The sequence below is a fragment of the Streptomyces boninensis genome, assembly GCF_048572725.1.
Lineage (GTDB): Bacteria > Actinomycetota > Actinomycetes > Streptomycetales > Streptomycetaceae > Streptomyces > Streptomyces boninensis.
Map to the genome: position 1 here is coordinate 3,499,125 of NZ_CP183837.1, position 16,766 is coordinate 3,515,890.

14 protein-coding genes and 1 tRNA gene are annotated in these 16,766 nt (G+C 69.8%); 10 read left to right on the top strand and 5 right to left on the bottom strand.

The window, feature by feature from the left end; all coding sequences use genetic code 11:
* Positions 1-2: 2 nt before the first annotated feature.
* Entirely contained in the window at positions 3-1,163 is a 1,161-nt protein-coding gene (locus tag ACNNMR_RS15770; protein WP_419995244.1) for an acyl-CoA dehydrogenase family protein, read from the top strand.
* A gap of 14 nt (positions 1,164-1,177) precedes the next feature.
* Here ACNNMR_RS15770 and ACNNMR_RS15775 read toward each other — a convergent pair whose 3' ends face one another.
* The gene (locus ACNNMR_RS15775) at positions 1,178-2,644 is read right to left on the bottom strand and encodes an ATP-binding protein (RefSeq protein ID WP_419995245.1); all 1,467 of its coding nucleotides are present in this window, start codon (positions 2,642-2,644) and stop codon (positions 1,178-1,180) included.
* An 87-nt stretch (positions 2,645-2,731) separates the two neighbouring features.
* Positions 2,732-3,907 carry a TetR/AcrR family transcriptional regulator gene (locus tag ACNNMR_RS15780; RefSeq protein ID WP_419995246.1) on the bottom strand — a complete coding sequence of 392 codons (1,176 nt, stop codon included), beginning with the start codon at positions 3,905-3,907 and terminating at the stop codon, positions 2,732-2,734.
* A 116-nt stretch (positions 3,908-4,023) separates the two neighbouring features.
* Here ACNNMR_RS15780 and ACNNMR_RS15785 point away from each other — a divergent pair, with 116 nt between their 5' ends.
* The 4 genes from ACNNMR_RS15785 (at position 4,024) to ACNNMR_RS15800 (ending at position 8,341) form a co-directional block, all read left to right on the top strand.
* Complete coding sequence (locus ACNNMR_RS15785) at positions 4,024-5,478, top strand: family 20 glycosylhydrolase (RefSeq protein ID WP_419995247.1); 1,455 nt, start codon at positions 4,024-4,026, stop codon at positions 5,476-5,478.
* An 11-nt stretch (positions 5,479-5,489) separates the two neighbouring features.
* Positions 5,490-6,425, top strand: a complete 936-nt coding sequence (locus ACNNMR_RS15790) for an esterase/lipase family protein (RefSeq protein WP_419995248.1) — start codon at positions 5,490-5,492, stop codon at positions 6,423-6,425.
* Between the two features lie 63 nt (positions 6,426-6,488).
* On the top strand, positions 6,489-7,523 hold the full coding sequence (locus ACNNMR_RS15795) for an ABC transporter substrate-binding protein (protein ID WP_419995249.1): 1,035 nt from the start codon (positions 6,489-6,491) through the stop codon (positions 7,521-7,523).
* A 2-nt stretch (positions 7,524-7,525) separates the two neighbouring features.
* On the top strand, positions 7,526-8,341 hold the full coding sequence (locus tag ACNNMR_RS15800) for a siderophore-interacting protein (protein WP_419995250.1): 816 nt from the start codon (positions 7,526-7,528) through the stop codon (positions 8,339-8,341).
* A gap of 235 nt (positions 8,342-8,576) precedes the next feature.
* Here the strand turns inward: ACNNMR_RS15800 and ACNNMR_RS15805 are convergent, their stop codons facing one another.
* A complete protein-coding gene (locus ACNNMR_RS15805) occupies positions 8,577-10,178 on the bottom strand; it encodes a beta-N-acetylhexosaminidase (protein WP_419995251.1) in 1,602 nt (533 codons plus the stop codon).
* Positions 10,179-10,396: 218 nt separating this feature from the next.
* Between ACNNMR_RS15805 and ACNNMR_RS15810 the strand changes: the two genes are divergently transcribed.
* Entirely contained in the window at positions 10,397-10,654 is a 258-nt protein-coding gene (locus ACNNMR_RS15810) for a hypothetical protein (protein WP_419995252.1), read from the top strand.
* A gap of 42 nt (positions 10,655-10,696) precedes the next feature.
* Positions 10,697-12,529: a glutamine--fructose-6-phosphate transaminase (isomerizing) gene (gene glmS, locus ACNNMR_RS15815; protein ID WP_419995253.1), complete on the top strand. Its 1,833-nt coding sequence runs from the start codon at positions 10,697-10,699 to the stop codon at positions 12,527-12,529.
* Positions 12,530-12,643: 114 nt separating this feature from the next.
* Here glmS and ACNNMR_RS15820 read toward each other — a convergent pair whose 3' ends face one another.
* Both ACNNMR_RS15820 and ACNNMR_RS15825 read right to left on the bottom strand, forming a co-directional pair.
* The gene (locus tag ACNNMR_RS15820; RefSeq protein WP_419995254.1) at positions 12,644-13,213 is read right to left on the bottom strand and encodes an acetate uptake transporter; all 570 of its coding nucleotides are present in this window, start codon (positions 13,211-13,213) and stop codon (positions 12,644-12,646) included.
* Positions 13,214-13,352: 139 nt separating this feature from the next.
* Positions 13,353-13,886 (bottom strand): universal stress protein, encoded by a 534-nt coding sequence (locus ACNNMR_RS15825; protein ID WP_420000371.1) that lies wholly within the window; start codon positions 13,884-13,886, stop codon positions 13,353-13,355.
* A 738-nt stretch (positions 13,887-14,624) separates the two neighbouring features.
* Between ACNNMR_RS15825 and ACNNMR_RS15830 the strand changes: the two genes are divergently transcribed.
* The 3 genes from ACNNMR_RS15830 to ACNNMR_RS15840 all read left to right on the top strand — a co-directional run bounded on the left by ACNNMR_RS15830 (position 14,625) and on the right by ACNNMR_RS15840 (position 16,669).
* Complete coding sequence (locus tag ACNNMR_RS15830) at positions 14,625-15,908, top strand: helix-turn-helix domain-containing protein (RefSeq protein ID WP_419995255.1); 1,284 nt, start codon at positions 14,625-14,627, stop codon at positions 15,906-15,908.
* A 5-nt stretch (positions 15,909-15,913) separates the two neighbouring features.
* Positions 15,914-16,525, top strand: a complete 612-nt coding sequence (gene orn, locus ACNNMR_RS15835) for an oligoribonuclease (protein WP_419995256.1) — start codon at positions 15,914-15,916, stop codon at positions 16,523-16,525.
* Positions 16,526-16,596: 71 nt separating this feature from the next.
* A tRNA-His gene (locus tag ACNNMR_RS15840) sits at positions 16,597-16,669 on the top strand.
* The last annotated feature ends 97 nt before the right edge of the window (positions 16,670-16,766 follow it).

Sequence of the window (16,766 nt, forward strand, 5' to 3'; positions counted from 1 at the left end):
CCATGACTTTCGATCACCGCCTCCCCGCCGAGCTCGAAGAACTCCGCGGCACGGTCGAGCAGTTCGCGCACGACGTCGTCGCGCCGAAGATCGGCGAGTACTACGAGAACCACCAGTTCCCGTACGAGATCATCCGCGAGATGGGCCGGATGGGCCTCTTCGGCCTGCCCTTCCCGGAGGAGTACGGCGGCATGGGCGGCGACTATCTCGCCCTCGGCCTGGCGCTGGAGGAGCTGGCGCGTGTCGACTCGTCCGTGGCCATCACCCTGGAGGCCGGCGTCTCGCTGGGCGCGATGCCGATCTTCCGTTACGGCACCGACGCCCAGAAGCAGGAGTGGCTCCCGAAGCTCTGCTCCGGCGAAATGCTCGGCGCCTTCGGCCTTACGGAACCCGAGTGCGGCTCGGACGCCGGCGGCACCCGCACCACCGCCGTCCGCGACGGCGACGAGTGGGTGATCAACGGCAGCAAGTGCTTCATCACCAACTCCGGCACGGACATCACGGGCCTGGTCACGGTCACCGCGGTGACGGGCCGCAAGGAGGACGGCAGCCCCCGCATCTCCACGATCATCGTCCCGTCCGGCACCCCCGGCTTCACGGTCGCGGCCCCGTACTCGAAGGTCGGCTGGAACGCCTCGGACACCCGCGAGCTGTCCTTCTCCGACGTCCGCGTCCCGGCGGCGAACCTGCTCGGCGAGGAGGGCCGCGGCTACGCGCAGTTCCTCCGCATCCTGGACGAGGGCCGCATCGCCATCTCGGCGCTGGCGACAGGGCTGGCCCAGGGCTGCGTGGACGAGTCAGTGACGTACGCCAAACAGCGCCACGCCTTCGGAAAGCCGATCGGCGCCAACCAGGCGATCCAGTTCAAGCTGGCCGACATGGAAATGCGCGCCCACACGGCCCGCGTCTCCTGGCGCGACGCCGCCTCCCGCCTGGTCCACGGCGAGCCCTTCAAGAAGGAGGCGGCGCTGGCCAAGCTCTACTCCTCCACGATCGCGGTCGACAACGCCCGCGACGCCACCCAGATCCACGGCGGCTACGGCTTCATGAACGAATACCCGGTCGCCCGCATGTGGCGCGACTCCAAGATCCTGGAGATCGGGGAGGGGACGAGCGAGGTGCAGCGGATGCTCATCGCCCGTGAGCTGGGGGTCTCGGCGTAGCCGATCCGCGGACTTCACTCACCCCTGTACAGCCGCTCCAGATCAACGAGCACCACCTCACCCCTCCGCTCCGCCGCCCACAGTTCCGGCGTAAAGCCCGCGCCGCTGTAGCAGGCGGGGCGGAGATGGGAGATGTTCTCACCACGCCTGTCGAGCAGGCCGACGATGTGCTGCAGCCGCTCCAGATGTCCGGTGCCCATCACCGTGTCCCACTTGCACTCGCCCACCGACAGCAGCAGCCCGCTGTCCTGTCCTACGGCGCCGCGCACCACCACGTCCACCTCGTGGGACATCTTCCGCGCCTGATCAGGGACCATCCCGTGGGTGACGTCGATCGGCATGCCGCCGAACGTATCCGTGGCCGCGAAGTGCGCCACCCAGTCGCGGCACAACTGCTCGAAGTGCGGCCCGACGACCGCCGAGCGGAACTTCGCCTGCCCCTCTCGCCACACCTGATCCGCCGCTCCCCGCTCCAGCGCGGGGAGTTTCGGGCGAACCATGGCGTGGTCAAAGGTGATCAGCGGATCGGCCGCGCGATACGTCTGGCGGTTGCGCCGGAAGGCATCGGCTTCCTTCACCACGAGCCCGCAGTCGCGCAGCACCGTGAGCGGGTGCGTGATGTCACTCGCCGGCCGCTCAAGGTAGCTGGCGACGCGTCCCGATGTGGCGTTGCCGTTCGCCAATGCGGCCAGTACGGAGTGGTAGAGCGCGCGGTCCCGGATATCAGCGTCATCGGCGAGCAGGTAGCGCACTTCGCGAAAGAGGGGACAGCTCGGCGACAGAACGGTCCGGCACACCCACGCATCGAAGTCATCCATGCCGGACGGGGCGTCATCGCGTACGAACTCCCGGCGATAGGCGGGCGTGCCGCCCACGACAGCGTGCACCAGAAAGGAGAGCCGTGGGTCGTCCTCGAGGCCCCAGAACGCCGCCGCCTGCCGGTAGTCCAGAGGCTGCACGACGAGTTCCAGACCCGCCCTGCCACGTAGTGGCGCGGTGCCGCTCAGCAGCCCGCCCATGAACGACATCGAACTGCCGCAGAGCAGCAGGCGGGTGCGCGACTCAATCCGCTCAGGCCGCCGCGGCCCATAGGCCACCTGAATGATGGAGGGGAGGGCGGGGGTGTGCCGGGCCAGGTAGGGGAATTCGTCGAGCACTACGGGGAGCGGCCGGTCCCGCCCCAGGGCCAGCAGCGCATCCACCGCCTGCTCCCAGCTTTCGAACCGCATGGGTGCGACGCTCCCCAGATAGCGCCCGAGCTCATCACCGAAGCGGCGCAAGGACTCCGCCTGGGTGCCCTCGTACGCGCAGAAGTAGAAGCCTCCGGCCGCTCGCGCGAGAGCGTCCAGCAGGAAGGACTTCCCCTGTCGCCTGCGACCGGAGATGACACCCAGCGTCGCCCCCGGGGCAGTGTCGGCGGCGAAAGCGGTGAGCTCGCTCCACTCCCACTCGCGATCGAACATGTCCTCCGGCTTGGCCAACCGCACACTGCTTCGCATTTACGGAATTATACTTCCCGGAATTACGCTTCCGCAACTCTGTGTAGTCATCTGAATGCGGAAGGACCATTACGGCGTAAGGACCGCCAGCCCGAGGCGCGCCAGCGCCACGTCCAGTCCGGCGATGGGGAGCAGGTGCGGCGTGCGGACGCAGTCGTTGACGATGGCCAGGCCGGCATGGACGCGGAGCCGTGCGTCGACGGTGTCCAGGCCGGGCCAGGATGAGGTCAGCAGCCGTACCCAGGCGTCGAGGTAGTCGCGGCGGTCGCGCAGGAATTGCTGCCGGGCGTCGGCCGGCAGGTGCCCGGCCTCCGTGGTCAGGACGCCGACCAGGTCGACGCTCTCCACAGCCAGCCGGGCGTAGGAGTGCATGATCCGTTCGAGGCCGTCGCGGGCCGATTCCGCGGCGGCAAGCGCGCGGGCCATCTCGTACTGCAGCACTTGGTGGCCGCGCTGGAAGGCGGCTACGAGGATCTCGGCCTTGCCGCCGGGGTAGTGCTTGTAGACGCTGGGGCCTGCCATGCCCGCGCCCGCGCCGATGTCCTCCATCGACACGGCCGGGTAGCCGCATTCGGCGAAGAGGTGGGCGGCTACGGCGAGCAACTCCTCGCGCCGCGAGGTCCGGCGCCACTCCGGGACCGGCACCCGCACCGGCGCCGCTGCCCGCTCACCCGGCCCGATCCCGGGCGCCGGCGCCTCCATAACGTCCGCGGCCATGGCGGCGAGCAGCCGGGCGTACTGCGCTCGCGGCGGCTCAATGCCGTGCTGCGCCGGGCTGGAGAGCACGGCCAGCGCGGCGTTGCCCAGAAGGTCGATGTCGGCCGCTGACAGGTCGGAGCGGCGCTCGGCCAGCAAAGCGGCCACGCGCGACGCGACGGCGCTGAACCGCTGCTTGACCTCTGCCCGCTGATCGTGGGTCAAGTGCCTTGCCTCGCGCAGCCATAGCGCCGCAAGGCGCCGCCGGTCCAGCGACGCGAGCGCGAACGCCTCGATCAGCGTGTCGAGGTCGGCGGCGGCGTCGGCGGGTCCGAGGAAGCCCCCGAGCCCGTCGAGGACCGTTTGCTGGAGGAGCTCCTGCTTGCCCCGGAAGTGCCGGTACAGCGCGGCCGCGGTGATCCCGACCTCCGCGGCGAGGCCGCCCATCGTCACGGCCGCGTAGCCGCGGTCGTGGAACTGCGCCGCCGCGGCCGCGACGATGCTCGCCCTGCGGTCACGGGGCCGGCGGCGTGCCTCCTCGGTGGTCATCGATGACATCTTAATCCGCAACCATCCACCTAATGCTTATTCACATACTGGCAATCAATAGCCATCAGTGCTTTACTTCGGCGCGCTGAAACCTTCCCCGAGCATGGATGGTGGCTATGAGACGTTTACTTATCGGCGTCGGTGCCGCGCTGGCACTGCTGTCACCCGCCGTCTTCCCCGCCCCGGCGGCGGCTGCCTCCGCGCCGCCGGTCACCATCCCGGCGGTGCAGGAGTGGTTCGCCGGGCAGGGGGCCTCCTACCGGTTCGGCCAGGACACCCGCGTCGTCCTGTCCGCTGCCGACGCGCCGGTCCTCGGGCGTACGGCGGACCGGCTGGCCGGTGATCTGGCGTCGATGACCGGGGTACGGGTCCGTACGGCTGTCGGAAGCGCATCGCCCGGCGACATCAGCCTCCGGACGGCCGACCCCGGCCACGCCGGCCGCGAGGCGTACCGGGCCGACATCGGATCGGTCCTGGCCATCCGTGCGGCCACGGACCACGGCGTCTTCAACGGCACCCGCACGGTCCTCCAGCTCATCCACCAGAACCCGGCGATCGCCGCCGGGACCATCGTGGACTGGCCGGCGTACCCGGAGCGCGGGCTGATGCTGGACCTCGGCCGCAAGTACCTGTCGACGGACTTCCTCCGGGCCCGTATCCGCGAACTCTCCTATCTGAAGCTGAACGTCCTCCACCTGCACCTGTCGGACTCGGGCGGCTTCCGCCTGGAGAGCGGCACCCACCCCGAGATCGTCGCGGACCAGCACTACACCAAGCGGGAGATCCGCGACCTCATCACGTACGCCGCCGACTACAACGTCGAGATCATCCCGGAGCTGGACTTCCCCGCCCACGCCGATCCGGTCGTGGCGGCGCACCCCGAACTGAAGCTCGCCCCGGGCATGCTCGACCTGAGCAAGCCCGCGACGTACGACCTCCTGAGGGACCTCTTCACGGAGTTCCTGCCGCTGTTCCCCGGCCGCTACTTCCACGTCGGCGCGGACGAATACCTGCAGGACACGGCCTCCCAGGACGCGCTGCGCCGCTACATCAACTGGGCCGACGGCCTGGTCCAGACGGCGGGTAAGACGACGCGGGTCTGGAACGACGGCCTCCGGCCCGGCGGCACCGTAACCGTCAACCCGGACGTCGTCGTCGAGCACTGGTCCCAGCACGGCCTGGGCGCGCTCCCCTGGACCGGCCCCGCCTATACAGCACCGCAGTTGGCCGCCCGCGGCCACCGGGTCCTCAACGCCGCCTACACCCCGACGTACTACACGACGGACGCGCTCGGGCAGCTGCTGACGGCGCCGGAGGCAGCGCTCTACGACGGCTGGGATCCGTCGGTCTTCGTCGACGGCAGCCGCGTCACCCAGCCCGGCGGCAACCTCGGCTCCAAGATCTCCCTCTGGTTCAACGACCCGTCCTGGAGCGAGCCCCGGGCCGAGCGCGCCCTGGACCACCGGCTCCGGACGATGTCCCAGCAGACCTGGGGCTCCCCCAAGCCCGCCCCGACCTACCTGTTCTACCTCCCCGTCATCCGCAAGGTCGGCGAAGCGCCGCCGGCCTGAGAGGAGTACGCGTGAACAGAAAGCTGATCTCGCTTGCCGTCGCGGCGGCGGCCGTCCTCGCCCTGAACGCCGGCGACGCGACGGCCGCCGCGGAGGGCCCACCCCCGTACCGCGTCGAGGGCTTCGTCACCATGAGCGCGAACGAGACCGCCTGGCTGCTGAGCGGCCAGAACGCCGCCCGCCCCGCCAACGGGGTCAACGTGCCCGGCTGCCGCCCGTCCGCCGCGCATCCGGAACCCGTCATCCTGCTGCACGGGCTCAGCGGCAACCAGTACAACGGCTGGTCCTACCTCGGCCCCAGCCTGGCGAACAAGGGCTACTGCGTCTACTCACTGAACTACGGCGGCACCGCCCCGGACAGCTTCGCGAACGGCCTCGCGCCGATCGCCGACTCCGCGCAGCAGGTCGCGAAGTTCATCGACACCGTACGCACGCAGACCGGGGCCGCGAAGGTGGACCTCGTGGGGCACTCCGAGGGCGGCTTCCTGGTGGAGTACGTCCCCAAGGCGATCCCCGGCGCCTCCGGCAAGGTCGGCAAGGTGGTCGCCCTCGCCCCGCCCACGCACGGAACGGACCTGTTCGGCGTCATCTCGATCGTCGATCTGCTGAACCTGCGGGACAAGATCTCCGACACCTGCGGCCAGGCCTGTACGGACGTCATGAAGGACTCCCCGATCGTCAAGGAGCTCAACACCGGGCCGATCGCCCAGCCCGGCATCGACTACACGACGATCATCAGCCGCTACGACGAGGCCATCACCCCGAATGCCTCGGCCGCGATCAACGAACCGGGCGTGCGCAACATCACCGTCCAGGACGTCTGCCCCTGGGATCGCGTGGGACACGTCGGGCTCGCCTTTGACGCGGGGGTGCGGACCATGGTCGAGAACGCCCTCGACCCCGCCCACCCCGCTCCGGTGCGCTGCGATCTCGGGCTCCCCTTCTGACGGACCGGGCACATAGGTTAGGCTCCCCTAACTTGCACCCGTCCGAGCGAAAGCAGCGCAGCCATGCCCAACGCCCCCCGCAGCCCCCTCTCCCGCCGCGGCATCCTCGCCGCCGGCGGCGCACTCGGCCTGACGTCCCTGCTCGCCGCCTGCGGCGACGACAAGGGCTCGAAGGGAGAGGGCGGCTCGGGCGGCGGCAAGGAGTCCGGCCCCTGGTCCTTCAAGGACGACCGCGGCAAGACCGCGAAGGCGGACTCCACGCCGAAGAACATCGTCGCCTTCACCGGCACCGCCGCCGCGCTCTACGACTACGGCATCCTCTGCAAGGCGGTCTTCGGCCCGACCACCACCAAGGGCGGCAAGCCCGACGTCCAGGCGGGCAACCTGCCCGTCGACAAGGTGGAGATCCTCGGCAACGCCTGGGGCAAGTTCAACATCGAGAAGTACGCCGCCCTCTCCCCCGACCTGCTGGTCAGCTCGATGTTCCTCAAGGACACCCTGTGGTCCGTCCCGGACGACAGCAAGGACAAGATCTACTCCCTCGCCCCGAGCGTCGGCCTCATGGTCGCCGAGACCACCCTCACCGAGCCGCTGCGCCGCCACGAGCAGCTCGCCGAGTCGCTGGGCGCGGACCTCAAGGCGGAAAAGGTCACCAAGGCCAAGAAGCGCTTCGAGGACGCCGCCGAGCGCCTCCGCAAGGTCGCCAAGGCCAACAAGGACATCAAGGTCCTCGTCGGCTCCGGCAGCGACGACCTCTTCTACGTCTCCGCCCCCAAGCCCTCCGCCGACCTGCGCTACTTCCAGGAGCTCGGCGTCAACATCGTCGTCCCGAAGAAGCTCTCCGCCGACGGCTTCTTCGAGGAGCTCAGCTGGGAGAACGCGGACAAGTACGACGCCGACATCATCCTCCTCGACAACCGCACCCAGGCCCTCCAGCCGAAGGCCCTGGAGGCCAAGCCGACCTGGAAGAAGCTGGCCGCGGTGAAGGCCGGCCAGGTCATCCCGCGCGTGACCGAGCCGATCTACTCGTACGAGGCGTGCGCCCCGATCCTCGAGGACCTGGCGAAGGCGATCGAGTCGGCGAAGAAGGTCAGCTGAGGATGACGGAGCCCTTCCGTTTCTTCGACGCCGATGTCATACGGACACAGCAGCTGAGCCCGTCGCTGGTCCGGGTCACCTTCGGCGGCCCGGGCCTGACAGGCTTCGCCGCCGGCGGCCGCGACCAGAGCCTGTCGCTCTTCCTGCCCCACCCCGGGCAGCAGGCGCCGGTGATGCCGACCGGCGAGGGCTGGTTCGACGCGTACCGGGCCATGGACCCCGCGCTGCGCGCGATCCTCCGCTCATACACGGTGCGCGCCCAGCGATCCGCCGCGGGCGGCGCGACCGAGGTCGACATCGACTTCGTGCTCCACGCGGAGCCGGCAGGGCCGGCGGCGACGTGGGCCGCGGCGGCCCGGCCCGGCGACCGGCTGATCTTCCTGGGCCCGGCGGTCCCGGACAACGCGGGCGTCCGCTTCCGCCTGCCGGATGGCGCCTCGGAGGTGCTGCTTGCGGCGGACGAGACGGCCCTCCCGGCCGCGGCGGCCATCCTGGAGTCGCTGCCGGACGACATCCCGGTACGGGCCTGGCTCACGGTCCCGCACCCGGACGACCGCCTGCCCCTCACCGCGCCCGCGAAGGCGGAGATCACCTGGCTCACGGAGGGCGGCCAGGCCGCCCTGACGACCGCCTTCCGGGAGTCCGCCCTGCCGGGCGGCCCCGGCCCGTACGCCTGGCTGGCAGGCGAGGCCGGGATGGTGAAGACGCTACGGCGCCACCTGGTCGGAGAGTGCGGCGTGGACCGCCGCGCGGTCTCGTTCACCGGCTACTGGCGCCGCGGAGCCTCGGAGGACGACCTGCGCGCCGAGGCCGCGTAAAACCCTTCGGCGCTTCGCGCCGGGGCTGTACCCACCCGCCCGCCCGTTGCCGGCAGCGGTAGGAGGGGTGGGGTGGAACGACGCCGCCGAAAAAACCCAGCGTCCCCAGCGGCAGCCGACCACAGCGTTTTTTCGGTGGTGTCGTGGAACCCCACCCCGGCCCACCCACCCAAAGCCCCCGCGGCAGCGCCGCACGGAGCAACGGGCGGGTGGGTGGGCGGGTGGGCACCAATCATCAAGACCAAGGCACCTGAGGCGACCGGTAGAAGTCGATCCCCATCGCCGTCCATCGCGGCCCATGCGTCCCGACCCGCGCCTTGTACGAGTCCCAACTCAGCGCCGACGCCTGCGACCACCCCAGCTCAGCCGCCCCCGCCAGCCGCGGGAACGCCATGAACTCCACCTGGTCGCTCTCCCACAGCGTCTCCGACCACAGCGGCGCCTCAACCCCCGCCACCGCGTCACCCGGCACACCCTGCAGATAGTTGCCGGGATCCCAGGAGTACGAGTCCTGGACCTCCACATACCCGGCCCAACTCAGCCCCAGCGGAGTGTCCTTGTTGTACTTCATGTCGAGATACAGCTTGTTAGCCGGCGACAGCACAAACTTCGTACCCGCCTTCGCCGCCGCGACGACATCCGCACTCGCCGCCCCCGTCGTGTCCCAGTACTGCGCCAACTCACCCTTGACCGGATCCGCGGCAGCGATCTGGTGCCAGCCCATGACCTTCTTGCCGTGCTCGGCCACGATCGGAGTCACCCGGTTCATGAACTTCACGTAGTCCTCATGGCTGGTCGAATGCGCCTCGTCCCCGCCGATGTGGATGTACTCGCCGGGCGTGAGCGCCGCCAGCTCGCCGATGACGTCGTCCACGAAGTCGTACGTGATCTCCTTCGGCACGCACAGGGACGAGAAGCCGACGTCCGTCCCCGTGTACAGCGGCGGGGCGACGCCGTCGCAGTTCAGCTCGGCGTACGAGGCCAGCGCCGCGTTCGTGTGCCCCGGCATGTCGATCTCCGGCACCACGGTCAGGTACTTACTGGCCGCGTACCGCACGATCTCCTTGTAGTCGGCCTTGGTGTAGTAACCACCAGCTCCGCCGCCCACCTGCGTCGACCCGCCGTAAGTAGCCAGCCGCGGCCACGAGTCGATCGCGATCCGCCAGCCCTGGTCGTCGGAGAGGTGCAGGTGCAGTCGGTTGATCTTGTACAGCGACATCTGGTCGATGTACTTCTTCACCTTGTCGACGCTGAAGAAGTGCCGGGACACGTCCAGATGCGTGCCGCGGTACCCATAACGGGGCTTGTCGCTGATGGTCCCGCCCGCGACCTTCCACGGACCGGCCTGGACGGAGCCCGACTCCACCGCCGCGGGCAGCAGTTGCCGCAGCGTCTGGATGCCGTGGAAGAGCCCGGCGGCCTTGTACGCGGAGATGACCACACCCGCCCGGCCGGACTTCAGCCGGTACCCCTCCGCACCAAGCGGGCGCTCCTTGGCCGACGTACGCAGCTGAATGCCGCTGTCGCCGGACTTCGTCGTGACCGGCAGCTCGTAGCCGGTCGACGGCCGCAGCAGCTCGGCCAGCTGCCGCGCGACCGGGGCCCCGGTGCGGTCGGTGCGGATGACGGTCTTCGCGCTGATCTCGTACGGGCTGCCGCCGGGCTTGGCGGATGTGGGCGCCGGGATCACGTTCCCCAGCGAGGGCGGCGCGGCGGCGGAGGCGGCGGGTGCCGCCGCGTCGACGGAGGCTCCGGTGGCGCCTACGGCGGTGCCGGTGGTCAGCAGGAGGGCGCAGAGCAGGTGGCGCAAGCGAGTACGGGCAGTACGACGTCTCACAGGGAATCCCTTCCGAGGGGAGCCGCGGTGCGTGAACTTGCGTGACTGTCATGGGCATGGAGCACGACGGAGCATCCATATGCGTACTCCCGCGCACCGATGCCGTCAAGGTGTAGACCATTCCATGAACCCCACCCCGGAAGCGGAATGGACACGTTCCTGCCCGATATCGGGCAGGATTCTTGCGAAAGCCCGAGATCCTCGCGCAGTATCGACGAATGCACGACGACCTCATCGATCACCTGGTGCGCAGCGCGCCCCTGCAGCGCGGCGAGGCCGCCCGGGTGATCCAGGACGTGCTCGCGTACTTCGACGAGCCGGCCGAGGAGTACGTCCGCAGGCGCCACCGCGAGCTGAAGGCGCAGGGTTTCGTCAACGACGAGATCTTCCGCCGCATCGCACAGGAGCTGCCCCACCGGGCGGTCGCGGCACCGGAACTGTCGCAGCGGCAGCTGCGTCGCATCGTGTACGGCTGACCCTCGCCACCTAAGCCACTCCATCTACAAACAAGGAACGGTATGTGCGGAATCGTTGGGTATATCGGTAAGCGCGACGTAGCGCCCCTGCTCCTCGAAGGCCTGCAGCGCCTGGAGTACCGCGGCTACGACTCGGCGGGCATCGCCATCACCTCGAAGCCCTCCTCCGGCAAGGCGGCGACCCTGAAGACGGCCAAGGCCAAGGGCCGCGTCCGCGACCTCGACTCCCGGCTGCCGAAGCGCTTCGCCGGCACCACCGGCATCGCGCACACCCGCTGGGCCACCCACGGCGCCCCCAACGACGTCAACGCCCACCCGCACCTGGACGCCGAGGGCCAGGTCGCCGTCGTCCACAACGGCATCATCGACAACGCCTCCGAGCTGCGCGCCAAGCTGGAGGCGGACGGCGTCGAGTTCGCCTCCGAGACCGACTCCGAGGTCCTCGCCCACCTCATCGGCCGCTCCCAGGCGGACAAGCTGGAGGAGAAGGTCCGCGACGCGCTGCGGCACATCGAGGGCACGTACGGCATCGCCATCCTGCACGCCGCCTTCCCGGACCGGATCGTGGTCGCCCGTAACGGCTCCCCGGTCGTCCTCGGCATCGGCGAGAAGGAGATGTTCGTCGCCTCGGACGTCGCCGCGCTCGTCTCCCACACCCGCCAGGTCGTCACCCTCGACGACGGCGAGATGGCCACCATCAAGGCCGACGACTACCGCACCTACACCACCCGCGAGGGCTCCCGCACGGCCGCCTCGCCGGAGACGGTGGAGTACGAGGCGGCGTCGTACGACATGGGCGCCCACGACACGTACATGCACAAGGAGATCAGCGAGCAGGCCGACGCCGTCGACCGCGTGCTGCGCGGCCGCATCGACGACCGCTTCTCCACCGTCCACCTGGGCGGCCTGAACCTGGACCCGCGCGAGGCCCGCAAGATCCGCCGGGTCAAGATCCTCGGCTGCGGTACGTCGTACCACGCGGGGCAGATCGGCGCCGGGCTGATCGAGGAGCTGGCGCGGATCCCGGCCGACTCCGAGCCCGCCTCCGAATTCCGCTACCGCAACCCGGTGGTGGACCCCGACACCCTCTACGTCGCCGTCTCCCAGTCCGGCGAGACCTACGACGTCCTCGCCGCCGTGCAGGAGCTGAAGCGCAAGGGAGCGCGCGTCCTGGGCGTCGTGAACGTGGTCGGCTCGGCGATCGCCCGCGAGACGGACGGCGGCGTGTACGTGCACGCGGGGCCCGAGGTCTGTGTCGTATCGACGAAGTGCTTCACCAACACGGTCGTCGCCTTCGCGCTGCTCGCCCTCCACCTCGGCCGGATCCGCGACCTCTCGGTCGCCGACGGCAAGCGGATCATCGCGGGGCTGCGCAAGCTGCCCGAGCAGATCACCGAGATCCTCGCCCGTGAGGACGAGATCGCCAAGCTGGCGCAGCAGTACACCGACGCCCGCTCGATGCTCTTCATCGGCCGGGTGCGCGGCTATCCGGTGGCCCGCGAGGCCTCGCTGAAGCTGAAGGAGGTCTCGTACATCCACGCCGAGGCCTACCCGGCCTCGGAGCTCAAGCACGGCCCCCTCGCCCTCATCGAGCCGGCGATGCCGACGGTCGCGATCGTCCCCGACGACGACCTGCTGGAGAAGAACCGCGCCGCCCTGGAGGAGATCAAGGCCCGCAGCGGCAGGATCCTCGCGGTCGCGCACCAGGACCAGGAGAAGGCCGACGACACCATCATCGTCCCGAAGAACGAGGACGAGCTGGACCCGATCCTGATGGGCATCCCGCTCCAGCTGCTGGCGTACCACACGGCCCTCGCCCTGGGCCGGGACATCGACAAGCCGCGGAACCTGGCCAAGTCGGTGACGGTGGAGTAGGGCCGGAGCCGGTCCCGCAAACGGCGAGCGACCCCTCACGCGCAGCCACCAAGAGCGCGCGAGGGGTCGCCTCCCCTGTGCCGGCGTCGCCCATTACGCCGGCAGTGCGGCTGCCTATCCGGGGACCGTCACCTCCCGGTCGGCAGCACGTCGTGGCAGCGAGGCCGGCCAGCCCGCGAGCGCCGAGGTCGCGACGTACCAAGACGTCGCGCCTGACACCGCGGCGGCCCACCCGCCGATCTTCGAAAGGTCACCCGCGTCGGCGAGGCTTCCGATGGCCATCAGCAGCAGGCTGATGAAGAGGAGCCCGTAGACGACTTCGGTCAGTCGCCCGGCCGAGGCCGAGGCGAAGGCCAGACTCAGCGCCAGGACCGCCCACATCAGCAGGAACAGTCCGGCGGCGTTGGCCGACAGTGAGGCGTCGGCGGCGCTGGCCCACGTGAACCAGAACGCCCCGAGGCCCGCGAAGGCCGTACCCGTGAAGGACTGTCCGGAGCGCAGCTCCAGCAGTCCGGTGACGAAGAGGGCGACGCCCCCCACGTACAGCGCGAGATCCGTCACGTCAGCGGCGCCGGTGCCGCTGATCACATCGGTGTGCACCAGGCCGAACGACAGCAGCGTCAGGCCCAGTAGGAGGTAGCCGAGCGATGAGGTGGTGCTTCCCGCAGAGACGTCTTTGTCCACGGCGGGCTCCCTTCCGTGCTGTGCTGTTGTGCTTCCCCCTATATGCCCCTCACAAATTCACAAACAACATCTACGCGTCGGTATTTTTCGTCCGGTCAACGGATGCTTGACGTACGGGAGAAGAGGGCAGGGCCGCCCGTCAGGGAATGACGACGACCGGCCGCTTGGCGCGCCGAGCCAGCCGCCCGGAGACCGAGCCGAAGATCCGGCCGACGACGCCGTGCGTGGAGCCGACGACGATCGCGTCGGCCTCGTACTCCCGCCCGACTTCCTCAAGTTCGTGGCAGATGTCACCGCCACGTTCCACCAGAATCCAGGACACTTCGGACAAATAGTCCGCGCAGGCCAGCTCCAGGCCCAGCACCTCGGTCCGGTGGTCGGGTACGTCCACGAAGACGGGCGGCTCGCAGCCGGCCCAGACCGTGGTCGGCAGGCGGTTCGCCACATGCACGATGATCAGGCCGCAGCCGGACCGCCGCGTCATGCCGATCGCGTACGCCAGCGCGCGCTCGCTGGAGGTGGAGCCGTCAAAGCCCACCACCACTCCGTGCTTGAAGGCCGGATCGCAGGTCCGGCGCGGTTCGGCTTCAGCTTCGATCACCGCATCGAAGTCCGCCGTCAGGTCGGCAAACTGCTTGCGGTCCGCGGGTTCGGGAATTTCGTGACCGGCCATCGTCGTCTCTGCGAAGGGAGTCCTCATGCGAGCGGAAGGAAAGGGCTGTTGACTCTTCCTAGCGTGCTGGTGGCTTGATGGAGGGGGTCTGCTCTCCTGACGTACGACAACGGCCGCAGTGTCCGGGAAGCATCTTCCCAAGCCCTTACCCCAAGGGTACGGCGACACTCCCCGCCTGCACAGAGCTTCAAACCTGCGTGCTGCCTGACGCCCCGGCGAGGGGTTTACGGGAGCATGCCCGACTCAGGCGGTTCGCGCAATGCCCCGGGTCCCGTCGGGGGCGGTCCGCCCGGTCGCCCCCCGCGCTCCCGTGCGCCTTCGCCGCGCCCCCCGGCTGGTCCGCGGGCTTGCCGGCGGGTCCATTTCGGCGGCCTGAGAATGCCACCTGTGCAGAGAAGCGGTCGAGAAGCGGCCCAAAGTACCCCTGCGACCCGCATTTTTCGGCCAACTTCCCTTCTACTTACGGAAGTTGATGCCCAAAGTCGTCAAGAGTGCTGCCACCTGGTCGTACCGGCGCGCTGCGGGCGCACGAAGCCCGCAAGGGTCGCCCGCTATGAAAGGCGCACTTCACACCGAGCGCGAGTGGTGCAACGCTTCGTGATCGAATGCTTCGCGCCAAGTTTCCATGTCGACTAAGCACGCGATGGTCAACTGGTCCCGGTGGCCCCTGGGGACACAGTAGATTTGATCTTGCAGGCCGATCGCGTCGGACGGGACAACCGAGGGGGGCTTTGCGGAATGAGCCAGGACTCCACCGCCGCGCCGCACGGCGGGCGGGCGGCAGCGTCTGCACCGGGAACCACCAGCACCACCACGGCGGTACGCGAACGCCGGCGACGCGAGGTGGTAGCGGTGCTGCTGTTCAGCGGCGGTCCGATCTTTGAGAGTTCCATACCCCTCTCGATCTTCGGCGACGGCCGCCACGACGCCGCCGGGCCCCGTTACCGCCTGCTGGTCTGCGCGGGCGAGGAGCCGCCACTGCATACGACCGGCGGCCTGGAGCTGGCCACCCCGCACGGCCTGGAGGCGCTCTCCAAGGCCGGCACCATCGTCGTACCGGCCTGGCGCTCGATCACCGAGCCGCCGCCCGCCGCGGCCCTGGAGGGGCTGCGCCGGGCGCACGACGAGGGCGCGCGGATCGCGGGCCTGTGCACCGGAGCCTTCGCCCTGGCCGCCGCCGGGCTGCTGGACGGCCGCCCCGCGACCACGCACTGGATGTACGCCCCGACGCTGGCCAAGCGCTATCCGTCGGTGCACGTGGACCCGCGCGAGCTCTACGTCGACGACGGCGACATCCTCACCTCGGCGGGCACGGCCGCCGGGATAGACCTCTGCCTGCACATCGTGCGTACGGACCACGGCCCCGAGGCCGCGGCCACGCTCGCCCGCCGCCTCGTGGTCCCCGGGCGCCGCACCGCGCCCGGTGCCGCCGCGACCGCGGGCTCGGGCGCCGGCGCGGCGCCCGACCGGCACCTGGACAGGTCTTTACCGGAGGAGATCGGCGGCGATCCGCTGGCCGAGGTGGTCGCCTGGGCGCTTGAGCACCTCCACGAGCAGTTCGACGTGGAGGCGCTCGCGGCCCGCGCGTACATGTCCCGGCGCACCTTCGACCGCCGGTTCCGTACGCTCACCGGCTCGGCGCCGCTGCAGTGGCTGATCACCCAGCGGGTGCTGCAGGCGCAGCGGCTGCTGGAGACGTCGGACTTCTCGGTGGACGAGGTCGCGGGCCGCTGCGGCTTCCGCTCGCCGGTGGCACTGCGCGGGCACTTCCGGCGGCAGCTCGGGTCGTCGCCGGCGGCGTACCGGGCGGCCTTCAGGGCGCGCAATCCGGGCTCCGGGGAGTCGGGGGGCGGGTCGGGGGCCGGCTCCGGCGAGAAGCCGGACAAGGACACGTACGAAGGCGGCGGAGGAGGCGTCGGGGGCGGCTACGGAAGCCACACCGGAAGTGCCGCCGGAGGCCCCTCCGGCGGCGGTCCCGCGCGCCCGACGGTCCCCGCGCAGCGCGACCGCGGCATAAGGTGAAGTTCATGAACGACCGGATGGTGTGGATCGACTGCGAGATGACCGGGCTCTCCCTGACCACGGACGCGCTCATCGAGGTGGCGGCGCTGGTCACGGACTCGGAGCTGAATGTGCTCGGCGAGGGCGTGGACATCGTGATCCGCCCGCCCGCCGAGTCGCTGGCGACGATGCCGGACGTGGTGCGCCAGATGCACACCGCGTCCGGGCTGCTGGAGGAGCTCGACGGCGGTACGACGCTGGCGGACGCCGAGGAGCAGGTGCTGGCGTACATCCGCAAGCACGTCCCGGACCGCGGCAAGGCCCCGCTGTGCGGAAACTCGGTCGGCACCGACCGCGGCTTCCTCTTCCGGGACATGCCGACGCTGGAGGACTACCTCCACTACCGGATCGTGGACGTCTCGTCGATCAAGGAGCTGGCCCGCCGCTGGTACCCGCGCGCCTACTTCAACAGCCCCGACAAGGCGGGCAACCACCGCGCCCTCGCCGACATCCGCGAATCCATCGCCGAGCTCCGCTACTACCGCGAGGCGATCTTCGTCCCCCAGCCAGGACCCGACTCCGAAACCTGCCGCTCCATCGCAGCCCGCCAGGCCACACCCCCCACCCCCGACGCCTAAAGCCGGAGGCGAGCACCCATCCGGACCCTGTACACTTCTACTCGGCCGCTGCGCACGTCGCGGCGGACATGGTGGGTGTAGCTCAGTTGGTAGAGCACCTGGTTGTGGTCCAGGTGGCCGCGGGTTCAAGTCCCGTCACTCACCCTTAGTGATCAAGGCCCCACCCCGGGAAATCCGGGGCGGGGCCTTGATCGTTTCCTCCCACCCGCGGTCCACCGCGGACTGTCATGGGCAATGCTGA

What these genes read in the sequence shown, in the direction of transcription:
- ACNNMR_RS15770 (WP_419995244.1), top strand. Translation starts at nt 3, where the DNA reads ATGACTTTCGATCACCGCCTCCCCGCCGAGCTCGAAGAACTCCGCGGC.
- ACNNMR_RS15780 (WP_419995246.1), bottom strand. Translation starts at nt 3,907, where the DNA reads ATGACCACCGAGGAGGCACGCCGCCGGCCCCGTGACCGCAGGGCGAGC.
- ACNNMR_RS15785 (WP_419995247.1), top strand. Translation starts at nt 4,024, where the DNA reads ATGAGACGTTTACTTATCGGCGTCGGTGCCGCGCTGGCACTGCTGTCA.
- ACNNMR_RS15795 (WP_419995249.1), top strand. Translation starts at nt 6,489, where the DNA reads ATGCCCAACGCCCCCCGCAGCCCCCTCTCCCGCCGCGGCATCCTCGCC.
- ACNNMR_RS15800 (WP_419995250.1), top strand. Translation starts at nt 7,526, where the DNA reads ATGACGGAGCCCTTCCGTTTCTTCGACGCCGATGTCATACGGACACAG.
- ACNNMR_RS15810 (WP_419995252.1), top strand. Translation starts at nt 10,397, where the DNA reads ATGCACGACGACCTCATCGATCACCTGGTGCGCAGCGCGCCCCTGCAG.
- glmS (WP_419995253.1), top strand. Translation starts at nt 10,697, where the DNA reads ATGTGCGGAATCGTTGGGTATATCGGTAAGCGCGACGTAGCGCCCCTG.
- ACNNMR_RS15825 (WP_420000371.1), bottom strand. Translation starts at nt 13,886, where the DNA reads ATGGCCGGTCACGAAATTCCCGAACCCGCGGACCGCAAGCAGTTTGCC.
- ACNNMR_RS15830 (WP_419995255.1), top strand. Translation starts at nt 14,625, where the DNA reads ATGAGCCAGGACTCCACCGCCGCGCCGCACGGCGGGCGGGCGGCAGCG.
- orn (WP_419995256.1), top strand. Translation starts at nt 15,914, where the DNA reads ATGAACGACCGGATGGTGTGGATCGACTGCGAGATGACCGGGCTCTCC.